This is a genomic window from Nitrosomonas limosa (assembly GCF_054188085.1).
In genome coordinates, this window is the sequence record NZ_CM135180.1 from 2,239,998 (window position 1) to 2,260,060 (window position 20,063).

General features: G+C 49.5%; 23 protein-coding genes and 1 pseudogene. 15 read left to right on the top strand and 9 right to left on the bottom strand.

Going from position 1 to position 20,063, the window contains the following annotated elements; all coding sequences use genetic code 11:
- The first annotated feature begins 154 nt into the window (after window positions 1-154).
- The 5 genes from ACV7NC_RS10270 (at window position 155) to ACV7NC_RS10290 (ending at window position 2,717) form a co-directional block, all read left to right on the top strand.
- Complete coding sequence (locus tag ACV7NC_RS10270) at window positions 155-1,600, top strand: IS5 family transposase (protein WP_458152483.1); 1,446 nt, start codon at window positions 155-157, stop codon at window positions 1,598-1,600.
- A gap of 30 nt (window positions 1,601-1,630) precedes the next feature.
- Entirely contained in the window at window positions 1,631-1,765 is a 135-nt protein-coding gene (locus ACV7NC_RS10275) for a hypothetical protein (protein WP_458154961.1), read from the top strand.
- Window positions 1,705-1,836 (top strand): L,D-transpeptidase family protein, encoded by a 132-nt coding sequence (locus ACV7NC_RS10280; protein ID WP_458154908.1) that lies wholly within the window; start codon window positions 1,705-1,707, stop codon window positions 1,834-1,836. Before ACV7NC_RS10275 ends, ACV7NC_RS10280 begins: the two co-directional genes overlap by 61 nt.
- 5 nt (window positions 1,837-1,841) lie before the next feature.
- A complete protein-coding gene (locus ACV7NC_RS10285) occupies window positions 1,842-2,342 on the top strand; it encodes a hypothetical protein (RefSeq protein ID WP_458152484.1) in 501 nt (166 codons plus the stop codon).
- Between the two features lie 66 nt (window positions 2,343-2,408).
- Window positions 2,409-2,717 (top strand): hypothetical protein, encoded by a 309-nt coding sequence (locus ACV7NC_RS10290; protein ID WP_458152485.1) that lies wholly within the window; start codon window positions 2,409-2,411, stop codon window positions 2,715-2,717.
- A 421-nt stretch (window positions 2,718-3,138) separates the two neighbouring features.
- On the opposite strand, the gene ACV7NC_RS10295 is transcribed toward ACV7NC_RS10290, so the two are convergent.
- Entirely contained in the window at window positions 3,139-3,378 is a 240-nt protein-coding gene (locus ACV7NC_RS10295) for a hypothetical protein (protein ID WP_458152486.1), read from the bottom strand.
- Window positions 3,379-3,854: 476 nt separating this feature from the next.
- On the opposite strand from ACV7NC_RS10295, the gene ACV7NC_RS10300 reads away from it, so the two are divergent.
- Window positions 3,855-4,070: a hypothetical protein gene (locus tag ACV7NC_RS10300; protein ID WP_458152487.1), complete on the top strand. Its 216-nt coding sequence runs from the start codon at window positions 3,855-3,857 to the stop codon at window positions 4,068-4,070.
- 314 nt (window positions 4,071-4,384) lie between these two features.
- On the opposite strand, the gene ACV7NC_RS10305 is transcribed toward ACV7NC_RS10300, so the two are convergent.
- Complete coding sequence (locus ACV7NC_RS10305) at window positions 4,385-4,801, bottom strand: hypothetical protein (protein ID WP_458152489.1); 417 nt, start codon at window positions 4,799-4,801, stop codon at window positions 4,385-4,387.
- 703 nt (window positions 4,802-5,504) lie between these two features.
- On the opposite strand from ACV7NC_RS10305, the gene ACV7NC_RS10310 reads away from it, so the two are divergent.
- The 3 genes from ACV7NC_RS10310 to sucD all read left to right on the top strand — a co-directional run bounded on the left by ACV7NC_RS10310 (window position 5,505) and on the right by sucD (window position 8,628).
- Window positions 5,505-6,455, top strand: a complete 951-nt coding sequence (locus ACV7NC_RS10310) for an HpcH/HpaI aldolase/citrate lyase family protein (protein WP_458152490.1) — start codon at window positions 5,505-5,507, stop codon at window positions 6,453-6,455.
- Between the two features lie 97 nt (window positions 6,456-6,552).
- Window positions 6,553-7,731, top strand: coding sequence for a malate--CoA ligase subunit beta (locus ACV7NC_RS10315; protein ID WP_458152491.1), 1,179 nt, complete (start codon window positions 6,553-6,555; stop codon window positions 7,729-7,731).
- 9 nt (window positions 7,732-7,740) lie between these two features.
- Window positions 7,741-8,628: a succinate--CoA ligase subunit alpha gene (gene sucD / locus ACV7NC_RS10320; protein WP_458152492.1), complete on the top strand. Its 888-nt coding sequence runs from the start codon at window positions 7,741-7,743 to the stop codon at window positions 8,626-8,628.
- 143 nt (window positions 8,629-8,771) lie between these two features.
- On the opposite strand, the gene ACV7NC_RS10325 is transcribed toward sucD, so the two are convergent.
- A complete protein-coding gene (locus ACV7NC_RS10325) occupies window positions 8,772-9,467 on the bottom strand; it encodes a hypothetical protein (RefSeq protein WP_458152493.1) in 696 nt (231 codons plus the stop codon).
- Between the two features lie 150 nt (window positions 9,468-9,617).
- On the opposite strand from ACV7NC_RS10325, the gene ACV7NC_RS10330 reads away from it, so the two are divergent.
- Window positions 9,618-10,052: an REP-associated tyrosine transposase gene (locus tag ACV7NC_RS10330; RefSeq protein ID WP_458152494.1), complete on the top strand. Its 435-nt coding sequence runs from the start codon at window positions 9,618-9,620 to the stop codon at window positions 10,050-10,052.
- On the opposite strand, the pseudogene ACV7NC_RS10335 reads toward ACV7NC_RS10330, so the two are convergent.
- Window positions 10,013-10,829: pseudogene (locus ACV7NC_RS10335) on the bottom strand (IS30 family transposase). The gene ACV7NC_RS10330 and the pseudogene ACV7NC_RS10335 sit on opposite strands and share 40 nt — an antisense overlap.
- 411 nt (window positions 10,830-11,240) lie before the next feature.
- Here ACV7NC_RS10335 and ACV7NC_RS10340 point away from each other — a divergent pair.
- Window positions 11,241-11,501: a hypothetical protein gene (locus ACV7NC_RS10340; protein ID WP_458152495.1), complete on the top strand. Its 261-nt coding sequence runs from the start codon at window positions 11,241-11,243 to the stop codon at window positions 11,499-11,501.
- Between the two features lie 239 nt (window positions 11,502-11,740).
- Window positions 11,741-12,367 carry a YqhA family protein gene (locus ACV7NC_RS10345; RefSeq protein ID WP_458152496.1) on the top strand — a complete coding sequence of 209 codons (627 nt, stop codon included), beginning with the start codon at window positions 11,741-11,743 and terminating at the stop codon, window positions 12,365-12,367.
- Between the two features lie 4 nt (window positions 12,368-12,371).
- Here ACV7NC_RS10345 and ACV7NC_RS10350 read toward each other — a convergent pair whose 3' ends face one another.
- From ACV7NC_RS10350 to ACV7NC_RS10370, 5 genes are all read right to left on the bottom strand, one after another.
- Entirely contained in the window at window positions 12,372-13,727 is a 1,356-nt protein-coding gene (locus ACV7NC_RS10350; RefSeq protein ID WP_458152497.1) for a porin, read from the bottom strand.
- 165 nt (window positions 13,728-13,892) lie between these two features.
- Window positions 13,893-14,342, bottom strand: coding sequence for a hypothetical protein (locus ACV7NC_RS10355; protein WP_458152498.1), 450 nt, complete (start codon window positions 14,340-14,342; stop codon window positions 13,893-13,895).
- A gap of 143 nt (window positions 14,343-14,485) precedes the next feature.
- On the bottom strand, window positions 14,486-15,010 hold the full coding sequence (locus ACV7NC_RS10360) for a CinA family protein (protein ID WP_458152499.1): 525 nt from the start codon (window positions 15,008-15,010) through the stop codon (window positions 14,486-14,488).
- An 81-nt stretch (window positions 15,011-15,091) separates the two neighbouring features.
- A complete protein-coding gene (locus ACV7NC_RS10365) occupies window positions 15,092-15,916 on the bottom strand; it encodes an alpha/beta hydrolase (protein WP_458152500.1) in 825 nt (274 codons plus the stop codon).
- A 4-nt stretch (window positions 15,917-15,920) separates the two neighbouring features.
- Window positions 15,921-16,382 carry a DUF2141 domain-containing protein gene (locus ACV7NC_RS10370; RefSeq protein WP_458152501.1) on the bottom strand — a complete coding sequence of 154 codons (462 nt, stop codon included), beginning with the start codon at window positions 16,380-16,382 and terminating at the stop codon, window positions 15,921-15,923.
- A 299-nt stretch (window positions 16,383-16,681) separates the two neighbouring features.
- Here ACV7NC_RS10370 and ACV7NC_RS10375 point away from each other — a divergent pair, with 299 nt between their 5' ends.
- Genes ACV7NC_RS10375 through ACV7NC_RS10385 form a run of 3 tightly spaced genes read left to right on the top strand, consistent with a single transcriptional unit; the run spans window position 16,682 to window position 20,062 of the window.
- Complete coding sequence (locus tag ACV7NC_RS10375; RefSeq protein WP_458152502.1) at window positions 16,682-18,751, top strand: type I restriction-modification system subunit M; 2,070 nt, start codon at window positions 16,682-16,684, stop codon at window positions 18,749-18,751.
- A 7-nt stretch (window positions 18,752-18,758) separates the two neighbouring features.
- Complete coding sequence (locus ACV7NC_RS10380) at window positions 18,759-19,796, top strand: PDDEXK nuclease domain-containing protein (protein ID WP_458152503.1); 1,038 nt, start codon at window positions 18,759-18,761, stop codon at window positions 19,794-19,796.
- Window positions 19,793-20,062 (top strand): hypothetical protein, encoded by a 270-nt coding sequence (locus ACV7NC_RS10385; protein ID WP_458152504.1) that lies wholly within the window; start codon window positions 19,793-19,795, stop codon window positions 20,060-20,062. The genes ACV7NC_RS10380 and ACV7NC_RS10385 overlap by 4 nt, the downstream gene beginning before the upstream one ends.
- The last annotated feature ends 1 nt before the right edge of the window (window position 20,063 follow it).

Consider the following 20,063-nt stretch of genomic DNA (forward strand, 5'->3'; position numbering starts at 1 on the left):
GCACCTGGCCTGTTCAGTTACCGATAAATAGTCAGTCCTGCAAAACGCTTGGAGACCCTATAAATATTGGAATTCATGCGAATTAGCAAACGCTGAAATCCCTGGGAAATTATAATATAGGCATCAAAACCTGAGGGAATTAGAGGAAATTTAAATGCCGACTGATGATTTTTTTCGTGCACGTCTCGACCAGATGATCGATCTGCACCATCCCTTGGCGGTATTGGCAAATCGACTACCGTGGCCCGCTATTGAAGCAGCCCTTGCACCAGCTTTCGAGCGCAAGAATCGTCAAGGCCGCATGGTAGAGTTCAGCGATATTTTCGGTACAACGTTAGCGACTGCGGGCACAGGAGTGAGTGCTGCGGGCCGGCCTCGTTTGCCCATCCGGTTGATGGCTTCCTTGCTGTATCTGAAGCACGCATTCAATCTGAGTGATGAAGAACTGGTGATTCGCTGGTCCGAGAATGTGGTCTGGCAGTATTTCAGCGGGCAGGCGTACTACACACCGAAGCTGCCCTGTGATGCTACTCAGATAGGCCGCTTTCGCACCGCGATTGGTGAGTCCGGTGTCGAAAAGCTGCTGCAAGCAACCATTGACGCAGCTGTGCGAGCGAAGGTGGTCAAACCGGCTGAATTCGAACGTGTCATCGTCGATACGACAGTACAGGAAAAAGCGATTGCGCATCCGGTGGATAGTCGCTTGCTGGAAATTGCGCGCAGCAAAATCGTACAGGCGGCCAAACGAAGCGGCATCACCTTGAAGCAGAGTTACGCCAAGGAAGGCAAGGAATTGCGCCGCATGCGCAAAGCCGTTAAACGCCAACGCACGATCCTTGGTATCGTGCTGCGAGAGATCAATCGGAAACTGGCGACGGCAGAACTGGAGTGCTCCGCATCGTTCCAACATCTGAACACGCTGCTGGAGCGAGTACAGCGGATTCACCAGCAGCAACCGAAAGACAAAAACAAACTCTACGCACTGCATGCCCCGGAAGTCGAATGTATCGGCAAGGGCAAGGCGCGCAAGCCTTACGAGTTCGGCGTTAAAGCCAGCATTGCGATCACGCACAAGAACGGCCTGATGGTCGGTGCAAAAACCTTCCCCGGCAATCCCTACGATGGCCATATCCTTCATAAGCAACTCACACAGACACAGACGTTACTCGAAAACGCAGGATCAACGCCGAAGAAGGTCATTGTCGATCTCGGATTTCGAGGCGTGGATACCGACAACCCGGACGTGAACATCATCCATCGTGGCAAGTACAAGTCACTCACAATGCCGCAGCGGCGCTGGCTCAAACGTCGTCAGGCCGTGGAACCTGCGATTGGGCATTTAAAGTCGAATCACCGAATGGACCGCTGCTGGTTGCAGGGCAAGTTGGGAGATGCGCTCCATGCTGTGTTGTGTGCGGCGGGATACAACCTGCGCTGGCTGATGAGGGCAGTACTCCGCTTGGGGCTAAAAGGTATTTTGTTGCCCTTTGCCTTGCTGCAGTTGATCAACCGCTTCCGCGCAAAACAACCATATATGGGCGAAGCTTTCTTGTATACAAAGCTACCACCACGGTCATGTGAATTTTGCAGGGCCGACTAAATACTTCCGGGGATTCCGGGGATATTAGGTATGGGCCTTACTTCTGGCCTATTGGGGCGGTTGATGCACGGGGTAACCGCGCAGACGTCGCACGTCAATGTGGTATCGGTTTACATGGAGGGCGTCGTAGCTATCAGTCTCGCACAGAAGGATGCATTCGAATGAATGATGCAGATATTCTTGATTTGTACCAGCGCACCATCAACGATCCTTTGACCACTATCGAAATTCGTTAGAAATTATGGCTATAGGTTATCGAGTAGTTTCAGGTTTTGTTTTTTTGTTTTCCATTATTACCTGTTCTATGGCAGCAACGGCATTGAAGGAACAAGGCGCTTATCCATCCCCTGGGAGGATGTGCACAGCGGTATTAACAGTGTCTGCACAAGGTGGTTTTCTGCAATTATCAGTTCAAAGCATTAATGGAAAATTGACTCATGTGGCAGATGATGTTGCCGGTTTCTTATGGATAAACGAAGAGTCTCTAGTATTTTCGTCAGGTCCAATTTATGGAAAACCTGGAATTTTTGAAATTACTTGTGCTCATGAGCAGCCATCTCTAAGAAGGCTCATTGGTCCTCAAAATATCAATTTATCTTACCCAGATGGGGCAGATTATTTTGAATTGAAAGAAATTAATGATCGAAGGCTTCATTTTTTTTATGGGATTGATGTTGATGAAATTGATTTTGATGAGTTTCGTACAGAAAAAAATTTGCAGTCGATAGAGTTGATGTTGTGATAATTTTGGAAAACAAACAACCAAGCTTGAGCCATCCAGGATTAACGCGACATCGAACATAACCCGTTGAGTCCAAAGTTAGATCCCAATGGACAATTGATCGGGGAATACCGGGACAATGCATCGACCGCGACACCAGTGGATGATTGGCTGGTACGGCAAGAAACCGTCTGGCTGGGCGATATTCTGGTCGGCGTGATCACGAAGCCTATCGCCCTAGCGCGATCCAGGTTCAGTTACTCACGATTTTACCTCTATGGGGTTGGGTATTATGCATTCATAGGACCAGGTCATGGATTGCCTGGTATAAACACCGCCATCGGATTCACAAGCTTCTTTTTCGTTATTGGCGTATACAAACGAAGCAACAAATAAAGCTAATAAAAGGAGTGTATATAAAAAAACTTTTGTCTTTTCGCTCATAATTTATTCTCGTTGAATGAAGTGAAATTGTGCTCTGGATCTAAACGCACACAATTTTATGCGCTGCATGGTTTTTTCATGAAAAAACGACATTGGTGAGCTTGTTGCAATATAGCTTGATACAGTTACGATTCATTCCGGGTAATTACTAGAATTGTCAATAATACTACTAAACCATAAATATTTTGTTAATCACTTCGCTACTCTTTGTGGCAATTAGGCTTTAGGTCCGGAATCATGCGTTACTCAATGCATAAATTCTTCGATAATTATGCTGCCACAGAGCAAGTAGCAAGTAGCCTGGATAAGTTTACGCCATCCAGGATTAACGCATCATCAAAAAAGACCCGCTGAGTTCGAAGTATTTATTCTTCTACGATCCCAATGGGTGATTGATCATCGAATACCTTGACGATGCAACCACGGCACAACCCGACGATTGGCTGGTCAGACAAGAAACCATCTGGCTATGGGCGATATTCCGGTCGGCGTGATCAAGAAACCCGCCGCCACCGGCCCAAATCTCTTTGGACTGTGATTCCTTTCTCAATAGTACTTCGTCGATCAATTTGATCTGTATTAAGTAATTCCTTTGCAAGCTCGGTGCCCGCATCGAATTCTAGTAAACACCCAGAGATCATTAGATCAGATCGACATATTTGTTTTTCTACTTCCTCCACCTTATATCTCATCTTACCCGACGAATTAATTAGCATTTCCTGAGAGGTAAGTCGAATTTCTCCTAAATATCAGCTATCTGCCAAGCAAAGGCTTCAAAGAAAATTTTGTCGGTGAGAGTAGGTGTAATAGCTATACTTGCATAATACAAGTCATAAGCTTATACTGCAGTAACTTGTCATTTGCAAGTTACTTTAATTCGTTAAACCAAAAAGAAATGCACGGTACCACGATGAGAAGGTGAGACATTTACTGAGGAATGCGAAGAGGAATTACCGGAAAAGATCACTGGCGTACAGGCAATAAATCTGGGTGCTAATGGAACTCAACTTAACTGAAAAAATATCGAGGCAACCGCTTATTAATCAGGTGTTTGATTAAAGGCTTAATTCATTTCGAGGAGTCATACAAATGAAACAAAATCTTCTTACATTGTTAGTGGTATTGGTTTTTTTGTCGGCATGTTCATCACTGCAAGAAGCCGCTCACGGCAACATCAGGTCAGGAAAGAGCAAAGTTTATTGGATCGATCCAGTAACCCGGCAACCAGGTGGATATGTTTACTGGATTGATCCGGCCAGCGGAAAACCAGGCGGTAACATCGTCTCAAGAACGGTATCGCAATAAGCTGAATTGATAACTATGAAGGTTCTAATGAATCGTTGGTAATGAAGCGGAAATTTAATCTGCGTTATGCGGATTCATTTGCTGGTAAAAGAGTTCTTAACAGGAGGTAAAGAACGATCAGTTCGCTATGATCAAATTAATGCAAGTAAGCAAATAACCGGACAAGCTTGTGTCATTCAGGATCAACCGTGGCAAGCAAACACGTACAAAACTGACGCAAGCATCGCCCGGGTCGGTTGCAGAATCCCGAATATAAAGAACAAAATAGCTCGTTCATCGGGTCAACTCTAATCGCAAACCGACCTTTAACGTAATCAATAGGGACCGGGGGGAGGCGGTGAAACGGGGCCGATTGCCATGTAAGTGATTTCCGCGATCCGCGCCTTGTCTTTTCCTTTCCAAGAAATCGTAAGCCGCTGGCTGTCGGCGCTTGAGTTTATCTGGTACTCATCTTCGATCAAAATGAGTGTCGTCGGCCCTATTGTATTATCCTGTATCGTGCGAGCTACGCTAATTTCTCGCAAACCTACGGTATGGCACGGGGTTTGATCGAAGTAGCTGCGTCTCAAATCTACCGGTTCCCTTGGTGCAATCGTTACTTCTTTCTGCAAATCTTCGGGAGCTAAGTCGCTGCTACCGATGACGATACTATTCGAGCCAAAATCGATTACGACCCGGCCTTCTTGATGCCCTCTTGTCACGATTACTCCTGATACGATCTTTAGGTCCATACTTTCCTCCATTTGGATGATTCGGTGTCCTCTGGACGACTATCGAATATTCTGTTCATCAGAGAGGGAAGGGATTCATTCATTGGTTAAGCGTTAAAAACGCCGAGTAACCACCTCTCATGAGATCCTCAGAGAATATAGGCGCGTAGAAAAAAATACCTCCATTCCCCTTTTTCATTATACGCAAACCAAATGTTGAGGCAACCATGCTGCCCGAACAATCAAGGAAACATCATTTTCCGCCAAAATATTCAATAAATCCTGACAACTAACTAACAGCCGGATAGCCTTGCGCCATTTAGGATCGTAAACGCTGCTCACGCAAATAATAATGCCCAGGCTCCGCGCATCATCAAGAATTTGCCGTTGAACATGCGGTTTTTCCCTGCATATTGCCGCGATCAGCTATTTGAATACCCTTTCCGCTTCCCCCGGCGGTATTCCACATGGACGGCTCAGTAGATATATTCTTGCAGAATGGATATAATCCGCTGAATAAATAGCCTTAAAAGAAGCATAAGAACATCAATCCATTCTCTCTTCACAATTGCCTGCGTTGTTAAATCACGAACCACCGTATGTTTCCTTTCCTTTTTTGCTTTTAAGCGGATCCGGTGAAATGACACTGCGAAAACAAGCCATGTGTCCGGCAAGTTGTTGATGGGCCTTTGATCATAGATAATTTATTAATTCTGGAGGAAAAATGAGTCACACGCTTTATGAAACCAAGATTCAGCGAGTACAGCGCTGCGAACTGGCGGTTCCAGGTTCCAGTCCCGGCATGTTTGAAAAAGCGCTGAATAGCGGTGTTGATTTTGTTTTCCTCGATTTGGAAGACGCGGTTGCGCCGGACGATAAAATTCAGGCGCGTAAAAATGTCATTCAAGCGCTCAACGATTTGGACTGGAAAGGCCACGGCATTACCGTATCGGTGCGTATCAACGGCCTGGATACACAATACATGGTGCGCGACGTGGTCGATCTGGTCGAACAAGCCGGAAGCAAGATCGATACGCTGCTGATTCCGAAAGCCGGCGTGTACGCGGATGTCTACATGGTGCAAGCGATGGTTACCCAGCTTGAAATGCAGCAAGGATTGAAAAACCGCATCGGACTGGAAGCATTGATCGAAACCGCGCTCGGCATGGCGAATGTCGAAGACATCGCGCGTAACGGCTCGTTGGGCCGGTTGGAAGCGCTGCATTTCGGCGTCGCCGATTATGCCGCCAGCAATCGCGCCAGAACCACCAATATCGGCGGCTTGAACCCGGATTATCCCGGCGATCAATGGCATTTTGCCATCAGCCGCATGATCGTGGCTTGCCGTGCTTACGGTTTGCGTCCAATCGACGGTCCGTTCGGCGACATTAAAGATCCTGACGGTTACGTACTGGCGGCCAAACGTGCTGCCGCGCTGGGTTGCGAAGGCAAATGGGCGATTCATCCGACGCAGATTCCATTAGCCAACGACGTGTTTACGCCGCCGGAGCGCGAGATCGAAAAAGCCAAGCGCATTCTCGCAGCGCTCAAGGAAGCCGCCGCGCAAGGCAAAGGCGCTGCGGCGCTGGATGGTCGCTTGATTGATGCGGCATCCGAAAGAATGGCCAATAATGTGGTGAAAATCGCCGATGCGATTGCCGCCAAAAACGGTTAACGTTTAATGACTGAAGGCCGCGCTGAGCGGCCTTTATCTTTATGCTGCAATGAATTGAATAATTAACGCAGTAATAGCAACTAGTGGGGAAATTGAATTGAATATTCATGAATATCAAGCAAAAGAAATACTGACGGAATACGGCGTCAAGATTGCGGAAGGCGGTCTGGCTTACACCGTTGAGGAAGCGGTGCAACGCGCACGCGAAATCGAAGGCGACGTCTGGGTCGTCAAGGCGCAGATCCATTCCGGCGCACGCGGTAAAGCAGGCGGTATCAAAGTTTGCAGAACACACGCGGAAGTCGAACAAGCCGCCGAAAGCCTGCTTGGCAAAAAACTGGTGACGCATCAAACCGGCCCGGCAGGAAAAGTCTGTTCCCGCTTATATGTTGAAGCGGGCACCAACATCGCCAAGGAAATTTATCTGTCGTTCATGATCGACCGCGTCAGCGAACGCGTCATCATGATCGGCTCGGCGCAAGGCGGCATGGAAATCGAAAAACTGGCGGTGACCAATCCGGAAGCGATTATCAAGATTTATGTCGAACCCGCGGTCGGTTTGCAGGATTTTCAGGCGCGCAAAATGGCGTTTGCCTTGGGTATCGATCCGGCGCAACTGAATCATGCCGTTAAAACCATCAAAGGCTGTTACCGCGCGTTGCGCGACTTGGACGCCAATATCCTGGAAATCAACCCGCTGGTGATTACCGCCAATAACGACATCGTGGCGCTGGATGCGAAAATGGTATTCGACGAGAACGCATTGTTCCGCCGCCACCGCATCGCTGAATTGCGCGACAACACCCAAGTCGATCACCGTGAAGTTGCCGCAGCGGAAGCCGGATTAAGCTACGTCGGCTTGGATGGCGACATCGGTTGCATGATCAATGGCGCAGGCCTGGCGATGGCGACGATGGACATGATCAAACTGGCCGGTGGCGAACCCGCCAACTTCCTCGACGTTGGCGGCGGCGCATCCGCCGAGCGCACTGAGAAAGCGTTCCGCCTGGTGCTCGCCGATTCCGGCGTCAAAGCCATGCTGGTGAACATTTTCGCCGGGATTAACCGCTGCGACTGGATCGCCGAAGGCGTGGTGCAAGCGGTCAAAAACATCGATATGAAAGTGCCGCTGGTGGTTCGCTTGTCGGGCACCAACGTGGAAGAAGGCCGCCGTATCATAGCGGACAGCGGCCTGCCGATCATCACCGCCGATACGTTAGCGGAAGCCGCGGAAAAAGTCGTGCGCGCCCGTAACGAAGTCGTCGCGAAAGCTTAGGAGTATAAAGTGGCGATATTAATCAACGAAAAAACACGCATCATCGTTCAAGGGTTTACCGGCAGAATCGGTACTTTTCATGCGCAGGAAATGATCGACTACGGTTCCAACGTGGTCGGCGGCGTCACGCCGGGCAAAGGCGGACAAAAACATTTGGGATTGCCGGTGTTCAATACGGTTAAGGAAGCAGTCGATCAAGTCGGCGCGGAAGCCAGCATTGTGTTCGTGCCGCCCGCATTCGCCGCGGATTCGATCATGGAAGCCGCCGACGCCGGTATCAAATACTGCGTGTCGATCACCGACGGCATCCCGACGCAAGACATGATGACAGTGAAAAACTTCCTGCGCCGTTTCCCGAAAGAAGACCGCATGCTGCTGACCGGCCCGAACTGCGCCGGCACCATCAGCCCCGGCCGCGCCATGCTTGGCATTATGCCTGGTCACATCTACATCCGTGGTAATGTCGGCGTGGTCGGCCGTTCCGGCACACTGGGCTATGAAGCTGCCGATCAAATGCGCGCGCTTGGTATCGGCATTACCACGTCCGTCGGCATCGGCGGCGATCCGATCCCCGGCAGCTCGCACCGCGATATTTTGGAGCGGCTGGAACAAGATCCCGAGACTAAAGTCGCACTCATGATCGGCGAAATCGGCGGCCCGCAGGAAGTCGAAGCCGGACGATTCGCCAAGGAAAACATGAGCAAACCGCTGGTGGCCTACATCGCTGGCTTAACGGCACCGGAAGGCCGCCGCATGGGCCACGCCGGCGCGATCATTTCGTCTGCTGGTGAAAGCGCAGCGGAAAAAGTCGCGATGCTGAAAGAACTCGGTGTCACCATCTGCCCAACCCCGTCGTTGATGGGACAAACGGTTGCGGAAGTGCTGGCGAAGCTGTAATTCTGTAATTGTAGTTGTTGTTAAAATAAAAACCCGGGAGCTGGTACTTCCGGGTTTTTTGTTTGGTTGGATGCCAAAAAACTTAGTTGTTTTTCCTTTAGTTTGAAGGTCACATGAAGTGAAGAAGTTATAAGAAATCAGCTTTATTGTTTTTTCAGAGTAAATATTTTTCTTGAAGATGTGGAGCCTGATGCGCTTACTTCCTGAAGTGTAAGCGTGTTTTCAATTTGTAATACTCGTAAATAAGTATTGTCTGAATCTAACCCATAAGCGTATGTCAGCGACGATGCTTTTACAAAACTATTTAATTCTGAAGCTCCAACTGAACCGATAATGTTGTTTTTGAAAGCGGGGCCAGTTTGCCAAGTATATGAGGTTATCCCTTCTGGACAACCAGTGCCGTTGGATGTCACAGTCAATAAGTAAGTGCGACGCCCATCTGCGCCAATCGAGGGTGCATCCAAATTGAAAAAGCAGGGTAAGGCGGAGTCAGCAGATCCCGGGGCAATACCAGCATAAGTTCCGGGCAAGAAATTCATAGTACTTACGGAAGTTGGTGAGGCGGCCCCGGTTGAGGGTGTTGCTGAAATAAGTTTCGCTCCGAATGATCCATCAGATAATCGAGTGAAGTCCATTTCAACATCATAGTAAACAGTAGTACCTGCAGACTCAACCGGAATGTTTGTTGCTCGGATTAGACGGCCAGCGCCAGAAAGAACTGACTCTGCAAAATCTACCGCTAAACCCGTTCCCGGGATTTCCTCAGGAGCCGCATTAATATTTGATACACCAAATGAAAGCAGCAATGTAAGTGCAATATGTTGTTGGAATTTGTTCATCTTTTTCTCCTTTCAAAAAATATTCTAGGCTTTAAATTAGTAGGTTAATAGTATCTAATGGGTTACCATCGCGCAAACATCCGTAGGATGTGCCGATCGCAAGGAGGCGCATCAATCAAAAAAACGTTTAATAACAGGAAAACAAACGAAATGACGGAATACCGGCGTGCCTATATTCCCGGCGGTTCCTGGTTTTTTACGGTCAATCTTGCCGAACGCAAGACCAATCGGCTGTTAGTCGAGCAAATCGATTTACTGCGTAGCGCATTTGAATACACCAAACATCGCCACCCTTTCCGCATGGATGCGGTCGTTATTTTGCCGGATCATTTACACTGTATCTGGACGCTGCCGCCAGCCGATGCGGATTTCTCAACCCGATGGAATCTGCTCAAAGGTTACTTTTCCCGTCACATAGCAACCGGAGAGAGAATTTCCACCAGCCGGAAATCGCGACGGGAAAGAGGGCTATGGCAACGCCGGTTCTGGGAGCATCTTTTGCGTGACCAAAATGATTTTAACCGGCATGTTGATTATAGGCGGATTCAATTTCGAAGTGCAACACCTAACGGTAATTTAGTGTAACGCACCGTCTTCCCGAAGAATATCTCAAACGGGGTTCTGAATCCAAGCACTTTGCGTGGCCGGTGGTTGAGTCTATCCACCGCCCATTGCACTTGTTCCTGGGTAACCTCAATCAGCTCCATTGCCTTGGGGAAATACTGGCGCAGCAACCCGTTGCTGTACTCGTTCAAACCACGCTCCCATGAAAGGTAGGGACGGGCGAAATAGACATCCGCATCCAGTTCTGCCTCGATGGTTCTTGCCGATCACGGTGTCGCCTTCCCAGTCGCCTAAGCGGCTCTTCTGATCGACAATCCCCGGGCGCTCGTCAATGCCAATCCGGTTCTTGATCGTGCCCCGGCGCTCTTGACCGCTCGCGTAACGTTTTCTGCGTGGTTTCTGGCAGCGCAAATGTTGCCACAGATCGCCACCACGGCGTTTGTCTTCATAAATGTGCACGTAAATCGTCTCATGGCTGATTCTCAACCCGCATTCCAGTGTAAGTCGGCAAGATGCTTGTTCCGGGCTCATGTCCAACCGGATCAACCGTTCAATCTCCGCCCATTCCGGCAACGAGAAACGCTGGGCATTGACGCATTTCTTTCGACGCTCATCCCGCAATTCCTGCGCCTGCTTTGGACGCCAGCCACGCCGGCCTTTGTTCCGCCCGAATTCCCGGGATATCGTCGACTTGTCTACGCCTATTTCAGCCGCAACTTGCGATTGGTTCAATCCCGCTTTCTTCAAACCAGAAATCTGGTATCGTTGTTCTCGGGTGAGCTGCTTGTAGTGTTTCATCTGTGCTCCTTTTACTTGGCGTTTAAGCAGCTCCGATACTACCGCAGCTTGCCTATAAACTTCCTTACAAAAGTTGCACTTCAATGTTGAATCCGCCATATTCATTGGAACCCTGTTAAGCATGGCTGGGTAAAAAGTGTGCGCGATTGGCCTTATTCCAGCTTTCATCGTTATGTTGAACAAGGTGTTTATCCAGAAAATTGGGGTGGTCATGTGAGCTATGATATCGAGGGGGTTGAATGATACGTTCGATGCGCCTCCTTGTGGTCGGCACATCCTACCAGGCTACCGCAGGACGATACGGATTTTCAACCCATGGGACATATTGAAAGCAAGGCAGCGCGCAATTGTTATTGCGCCGAATTATAATAAGGTATGAGATGGCGAGCAGCCTGATTAGCGGGCGATAATATGGATTTTTCGTTTGTTACCTTTTGCCTGGTTGCCCTATCCATGGGGTTTGCCAATGTTTGCGGTACGCTGTATTTCATCAACCTCAGTAATAAAAACCCGCATGCTGCGGCGTTCTGGTCGGCGACGCTGATTCTTGCCAATGCATTTACTATTACCAGTTATGTTGAAAATCACGCGTATGTGGTCGCTGCATTCATCGGTACTTATCTGGGCGCTTACGGGACGCTGAAGTGGCAACAGAAGCGGGAAAGCAGTTGATCAACTTGTCGCCCGTCGTATTTGGAAGCGATGCGATGCGTTATTAGCACGCACCGACTCAATCAAAAAAGCAGTTCAAAACCCAATGAAACATCATTTGGTCTTTATGGCTTGCGAAAGGGCGGTATATGCCAGCGCGGACGGTTTGGTTCTCGCCCAGAAAACCCATTGTCAACCACTGCGCATCAAATTTCGTTTTAGTAAGCACTATGATAATCTTGCGCACTTTTTAATGAACTATGAACAACATGGAACCCAACAATAATCCCGACAATACGCCTCGTAAAAGAATACCTCAGATTGCATATTTTTTATTTCTAACCCGCTGGCTGCAATTGCCATTGTATTTCGGATTGGTACTGGCGCAGTGCGTATACGTGTTTCACTTCTGGGTTGAGTTGACGGATCTGATCAGTGCCGTGATGGGCAACAAGGATGCGCTGGATCATATCCTCGACATAGTCACCATTGAAGGTACGGCTCGTCCAGACCGGCTGACCGAAACCACCATCATGCTGGTTGTTCTCGGTCTGATCGACGTGGTGATGATTTCGAATCTGCTGATCATGGTCATCATCGGTGGGTATGAAACTTTTGTATCGCGGATGAATCTGGAAAGCCATCCCGATCAGCCGGAGTGGTTGTCCCATGTCAATGCCTCGGTACTAAAAGTTAAGCTGGCAACTGCAATTATCGGTATTTCGTCGATTCACTTATTGAAAACATTCATCAATGCGAGCGCTTACGACGAAAAGTCGCTGATCGCGCAAACCGGTATTCACTTGGCTTTTTTACTCTCGGCGATTGCGATTGCGTATTGTGATCGTCTGATCGCACAAACGGCGCAGCAATCCGGGAATCACTGAGAAATCAGAACGGCAACACAAAATCCAAAGAGAACAATATTTGGTCTTTATGGCCCGCAAAAGGGCGGTAGGCTTCAGCGCGGTAGGCATCGACCCGGTCGTAGCGGATGTTGGGGCGGATGCGTAATTTCTGTAATAGTTTGGATTTAAGTCCTAGCGTTTTGGCGGCTTTCCAATTTAAACCGACAGTCACATCGTAATAGTCGGCGGGGGTGATCGTAACCCGGCTCAGGTTGCCTGCGTAACTTTCTGCGGCGCCGTTGACGATGTTGGTGGCGGCGGCGATACGGAATGGCGACGGATTGCGGAAGCCGTCTTGATCGCGATACCATTCGGCGCGCGCGCCGATGGCCAGATTGTCGGTGACATCGTAGTACAAGTGCGCAATGGCGCTCATCCATTCGGCATCCTGGACAACATTGGAGTATTTGAGGTTGTTCAGCAGTATCCCGCTGGCTTCGCCATAGACGTGATGCAAAACCAGTAAGGTTTTCGGAGTGATTTTGTGTTGCAGGACGACGTTGTAGAATGCCCAGATTTCATCGCTGCGGCTGGATACTTGGCCGTAGGTTCCGGAAAAATGAAACGTGGTGGCTCTGCTATCGCTTTTCCAAGTAAAACCGGCGAGTCCGGACCAATTTCCTAATTGCTTGTCCCAGCCGCCATCCCAACCGCCGTTGGCGCTGCCGGTCAGTGGCCCTCCCAGGATTTCCCAGTTTTTATTGACGATGTAATTGGCGAGCATGCCGGTGTGCGTGAAAGGCTCGCCGACATTCAAGGTGTAGGCGCGTGTATAGAAGAAATTATCCGGCGCCGGAACGGTTTCAAAGCCTGTCGGGGTATAGAAATGCCCGAGCTTGACGTTCAATCCGTTACCGACTGGCACGAAGGTTTCCAAATACGCTTGCGGTAATGCAATACCGTAGGTTCGCGATGAATTGCAGCATAAATCCAAATCCCAATTGCTTCTTTTCATCGTTTCGCCGGAATTGACATCGAAGGTTGGCACACCGAAGGCTTGCGTGAAAATGGCATCGGTTCCGAACATGAAGTCGAAGCGCCCGCCGAAATCCCATGTTTTTCCTTCGGATACGACCGAGCGGCGTAAAAATAGATTGAATTGGTTCAATTGAAAGCGGTTTGCTTGATCGGCAAATATCACCGGGCCGTTGTATCCGCCCGATTGGCTTGGATTGAAGGTTGCGCCGCCATTAACCCAGCCGCCCAATTCCAACCGGCTGTATTTGATAAAATTTTGTAACGAATCGGCTTGGCTGGTTCCTGGAAAAAAAACACAAAGCAAGGCGCTGAGTAAGGCACTGCTTGCTACTGCATTCAGCAGTTTAAATGTTCGCATCATTTCTTGGTAAGCATTGTATGGTTTCCGGCATACGCAAAAATTCCATTCCCCTGCTTCCAGCCTTATTAAGACCGGAACAGCAAGGGAATGGAATTTTCTAAATTCGCGCTTAGCTACGCTTCTTTATAATCGCATAGATAATAAATCTATTATTTCATCCGCAAATTAATTCAGGTTGTCTGAATCTGATTTCAGTTTCACTTTAACTTTACGTGCTGCCGCAGGATCGGTTGTGTCCGACGGTTGAGCGAATTCACGTTTCAGCAATTCGGCTGCGATCTTGCGGTGAAACTCGGCTTTCCTCAGGGCATCTTGTGCTTCTTGCTCATAATGACGAAGATTCGCGGTTGCATGCGAATGGAAATCCTGCCCGCGTCTACCATAGTATTCGCTATGTCCTTCGTAATCATTAAGCAATGCTTTATTTTGCGCCGCTTTGCTATCCATTTCTTTAGCCACGTTATCGTAGTATGAAGCCAGGCTATTATGCTCTTGATGGGTTTTGGCATTTTTGGCAGCAACGTCTTGCGGATTGACCGGACCGACTTGCGCGCAGCCGATCAATAGCATGAAGATAGGTACAATAGCGAGATAGAAAGATAGTTTTTTGTTCATGATGGATGGCTCCAAATTGATCATGGTGCGCATCATAACGAGGTGAGTGAAGAATTCATATTGGGGAAACTCTGGTTTTGTTCTAGGGGAAACCCTTAGAAATAAAGTGACCGGTGTTAATTGCTGGTTAATGCTCATGCTCGTCAAGCAATCAATGGTGTCTCCTCAATCAGTTTTAACACACCTTGCAACGCGATGATAACCGCCTGACCGCGGATGGTGTTGCGATTCCCGCTGAAGTAATGCGTTTCTTGCTTTACCAAGCCGCATTTATGCGCCCAGGCAAAACACACCATGCCGACCGGTTTTGCGGCTGTGCCGCCATCCGGGCCGGCAATGCCGGTGATGGCGACGCTGATTTGAGCATGGCTCCGGCCAAGCGCACCCGCTGCCATTTCAGTGGCTGTTTGCGGCGAAACCGCGCCGAATTGATCCAATGTACTTTGTTGCACACCGAGCATTTCGTGCTTTGAAGCGTTGCTGTAGGTGATGAAACCGCGCTCATACCAAGCGGAACTGCCGGATATCGCAGTGATTGCCTGTCCGGCCCAACCACCGGTGCAAGACTCCGCCGTTACCAGCATCCAGCCATGAGCGGCAAGACGTTTACCGGCTTCGGCTGCGATATCAGTGATCGTTTGCTCGATTGCTTGCGGTGATGAATTCATGGATTGTTATCAAAAAATTGTTTTAATACCGATAGCGATTACCGGTGCAATTGAAAACACCGGGAACCGGCATTGCATCCGTCATGGGTGAACATTGAGCTGCCCATCCATAAAAACGCCCAATGCTTTTTTCCATATCGGTTGCATGAAAATGAAGCCGGTATTGTGGCTGCCTTCCAACTCCAGAAACTGCTTGGGTTCATGAGCGGCTTGAAACAGCCGCTGGCCATGATGAAACGGCACAATATCATCCTCCGGGCTATGCGCGATAAAAACCGGGCAATGAACCGCTTGCAAGGTTTGTAAGGTATTGTAATTAAATTGGCTGATCCAGCGCACCGGCAAAAATGGATATAGTTCCGAAGCCAGCTCGGGAACGGAAGTAAATGCCGAAGCCAATACCAGTAATCCCGGCTTTTCCTTAGCCGCCAGCCAGGCGGCCACTGCGCCGCCGAGCGATTCGCCGAACAAAACGATGCGTTCCGGTGCAATGCCTTTGGTTTCAGTCAAATACCGCCACGCTGCTTGCGCGTCCAGATAGGTGCCGGATTCGGACGGTTTGCCGCTGCTTTGGCCGTAGCCGCGATAATCGAGCAATAAAACATTGTAGCCAAGCTTGCTAAACATCGTCAGGTAGTTGATACGATGAGAGATATTGCCGGCATTACCGTGGAACAGCAAAACCGTTCCTTTGGCGCCGGTCACCGGCACCCACCAGCCGTGCAAGGTTTCGCCATCACTGGTTGGGATGTCGACCGAAGCGTATTCCAGGCCGAATGCGCTGGGCGTGTTGCTGAGCTGCTTGTCAGGGAAGTACACCAAATGAGACTGCACCCAATACACCAGTAACACCAGAGATAAATAAGCGGCCAGCAGAAAAATAAAAAAATTGATTACCATGCGCATGGCGTTAAGGATTCAGCGGTTGTTTCAAGTCGATCGTTATATCCGCGCCGAAGCGGCCGGTGGTGAAAGCCGAATCGCTGAATTTGGGAAAACCGAAGCGCTGCTCCGGGTTGTTCGATAAGCCAAACGGCTCAAGCGGGAGCTGATTCCACTGTTTTTTTAATTTGCGATTGCCATCCATATCCTGATAGACCGCCACGGCGTAAGTACCTGGCTGGGCCAGGTTCATACAGACTTTTTGCTGTCCTTTAATGGCTGGAGTACGGGTTTTCCGCAAACGTCCTTTTTTGAACAAAAAATAATCCGGGTCATGGTACAGCTCGACATTGAGCACGCCACCCGCCCCTACGCCGTTTACGGTTACACGGATTTGAGGAATATTTGGATTGCAGACATCCGGTTGCTCATGCGGATTGATATTGAACGATCCGGAAGCATTGGCCTGCGCAAGAATCCATAAGTTCATGGCAAGAATTAGAATTAACTTAACAGGCTGTTGAAAAACTATCTGCGTTGCCGCTACGGTGTTAAAAACAAGCTCAAAATGCTCATTTATACCGCATAAACTGCGCTTTTTCGCCTGTTTTTGCCTTGTATCGACTGCCTCGAAAACGTTTTTCAACAGCCTGTTAACGAATCTGCTGAGGGATTGAAAAGTTACATTAAGTGGCGAGGTTTTCATCCAATCAAGAATTATCATAACGCGGCATGAATGATTTACTATAACTGCGTATTTTAGACTAATAAGAATAATCAGCGGGATTCATGAACAAAGAGCAACTGAAAAAACTAGAAGCCGATCTGTGGAGCGCCGCCGACAAATTGCGTGCGAATTCCGACCTGAAATCGAGCGAATATGCGACCCCGGTGCTGGGATTGATCTTCCTCAAATTTGCCGACAACAATTACCGCCGTCATGAGAAGGCCATTCTCGCCGAATATCAGCAGTTGCAGGGCACCCGGCGCGAGAAACCGGTTTCCGAAATCGCCATCGAGCAATGCGGTTTTTACCTGCCGGATCATACCCGCTACGATTATCTGCTGAATCTGCCGGAAGAAAAGGACATCGCCAAGGCGCTCAAGGAAGCGATGAAGGCGATCGAGGAATACAAGCCGGAACTTGAAGGCGTGCTGCCGAAGGACGAATACGCCGCGCTGACGCGCACCGACAAAACCATCCCGCAACAATTGCTGAGAACGTTCGCGGACATTCCCGCCAACGCGACCGGCGATCTGTTCGGGCAGATTTACGAATACTTCCTGTCCGAATTCGCACGCAGCGAAGGGCAGAAAGGCGGCGAATTCTTCACGCCGCGCTCGGTGGTGCGTCTGATGGTCGAAATTATCGAGCCGCACGGCGGCAAGGTGTTCGATCCCGCCTGCGGCTCCGGCGGCATGTTCGTGCAATCCGCGCAGTTCATCGAAGCGCATCGCGAGGAATTGAAAGGCGCGGACAGCGGCGTGTATGTCTGCGGCCAGGAAAAAACCCAGGACACAGTCAAGCTCGCCAAGATGAACCTCGCGGTCAACGGCCTGCGCGGCGAAATCAAACAGGCCAACACCTATTACGAAGACCCGTATGACAGTTTCGACAAATTCGATTACGTACTCGCCAATCCGCCGTTCAACGTCGACGACGTGAGCCTTTCCAGCGTGGAAAAGGACCGGCGCTTCAACACCTACGGCATCCCGCGCAACAAATCGAAAGTGAAGAAAGGCGACGAAGGCAAGGAAACCGTGCCGAACGGCAACTACCTGTGGATCAGCCTGTTCGCCACCTCGCTCAAACCGCAAGGCCGCGCCGCATTGGTCATGGCCAATTCCGCCTCCGATGCGCGCCATTCCGAAGCCGACATCCGCAAAACACTGATCGAGCAAAACCTGATCTATGCCATGCTGACACTGCCGTCGAACATGTTCTACACCGTCACGCTGCCCGCCACACTGTGGTTTTTCGACAAAGCCAAGCGTGACGACAGGATTCTGTTCATTGACGCGCGCAACATTTTCACCCAGATCGACCGCGCCCACCGCGAATTTTCCGAAGAACAGATCCAAAACATCGCCGTCATCAGTCACCTGCACAAAGGCCGACACGAGAAATTCATCCGGCTCATCGACCGTTATTTCGCTGCCGGTATGGAGCGGCTGGTTGAAAACAACGAAAAGATCGAACCCGTGTGCGCGCAATTGCTCGATGTGCTGGACGATGCGGGCGGCAAACAGGCGGTGGCTGAACTGCTACAGCATTGGAAAGAACTGGGAAAGCTACAGACCCATTACACGCAATACCGCGAAGAACACGCGATTGCGGCAGAAATCGACAAGCAAAACCAGGCACAACACCAGTTGCGCCATGCATTCGATCCTTTCTTTTCCACGCTGCACGAAGGCTTGAAGTGTCTGGATAAAACCGTGCGCCAGCACGAAAAGCAGCAAACCGAGCAGGCACAACGGGAAGGCAAGCGCACCGCATCCGACCGCAGAACAAAAGCGCTCAAATCCGCGCTGGAAGAACTGCATCAGGATGTGAAAAATGCTGAACTGTACTTTCAGCATATTCACTGGCTGCAAGAACGCTTTCCCAATGCCCAATACGAGGATGTCACCGGCTTGTGCAAACTCGCCACGCCCGAGGAAGTGCAAGAACAGGATTATTCGTTGAATCCGGGGCGCTATGTCGGCGTGGTGATCGAGGAGGATGGCAAAAGCGAGGAGGAGTTTATTGCGGAGTTGCTGGCGATGCATGAGGAGTTGTCCGGCTTGAATAATGCTGCACGAGGATTGGAGGCGGTAATTGCACATAACATCGTGCAAATCGCCGGAGAGGAGTAATTACCCGATGGAACCTGCTCACTTTCTAAACTATGGCCAGCTACTGACCGGACTAAAACAGCGTATCTTCACCGCGCAATACGCCGCGCTCAGAGCTGTTAACAAAGAGTTGATTGCGCTTTACTGGGATATAGGCAAAATGATTGCCGACCAACAGGAACAGCAAGGATGGGGCAAATCAGTCGTTGAGCGGCTTTCCATTGACCTCAAGGCGGAGTTTGGCGAGCGTAGCGGGTTTTCTGTGCAAAACCTCTGGTACATGCGCCAGTTTTATCGCGAATATCAGAACGAGAAAAATCTCCAGCCGCTGGTTGGAGAAGTCAGTTGGAGTAAACATCTCATCATCATGAGCCGCTGCAAATCTCCGTTGGCGCGTGAATTTTATCTCCGCTCCACGGCTCGTTTCGGTTGGAGCAAGCGTGTTCTGGATCATCAGATAGACAATAAAACCTACGAAAAATATCTGCTGAACCAAACCAACTTCGATGCCACTCTGCCTGTGCCGATGGCCAAGGAGGCAAAACTTGCGGTCAAGGATCATTATACGTTCGAATTTTTGGAGTTGGCCGAAGAACATGAAGAACGCCAACTGGAGCAGGCTCTGGTAAGCAACATCCAGCGCTTCCTTATTGAAATGGGCGCGCAGTTTACCTTTGTCGGCAATCAATATCGGCTGACCGTTGAGGGCAATGATTATTTTATTGATCTGCTGCTTTATCACCGTAGTTTGAAAAGCTTGATTGCCATCGAACTTAAGATTGGTGAATTCCAGCCGGAACACAAAGGCAAGATGGAGTTTTATCTGACCGCGCTCAACGAACAGATCAAATTGCCTGGCGAGAATGATGCCATCGGTATCATTATCTGCAAGAGCAAGAAAAAGACTGTTGTTGAATACGCGTTGAAAACCTCAACCCAACCTATCGGTGTTGCCACCTACAGCCTGACCCCGCATTTGCCGGACAGCTATCACAAGCTGCTGCCAAGCGAGGACGAGATTGCGGAGCGGTTAAGCGGATGGGGTGAAATGGGAGAGGAAGAATGAGCCTTGCAAACAAATGGCCCATAGTGTGTTTAATGTCAGGATACCGAATCGTCACCGGCCTGTACAAACTGGACATCAAAGAACAGGATTATTCGCTGAATCCGGGGCGCTATGTCGGTGTGGTGATTGAAGAGGATGGCAAAAGCGAGGAGGAATTTGCTGAAGAACTCGCAAAGCTCACCGACGAGTTCGTGGCGTTAAATCAAGAAACCGTTTCTTTAGAACGAATCATTGTCAGTAATATTCGCAACCTTATTGGTGAATAGC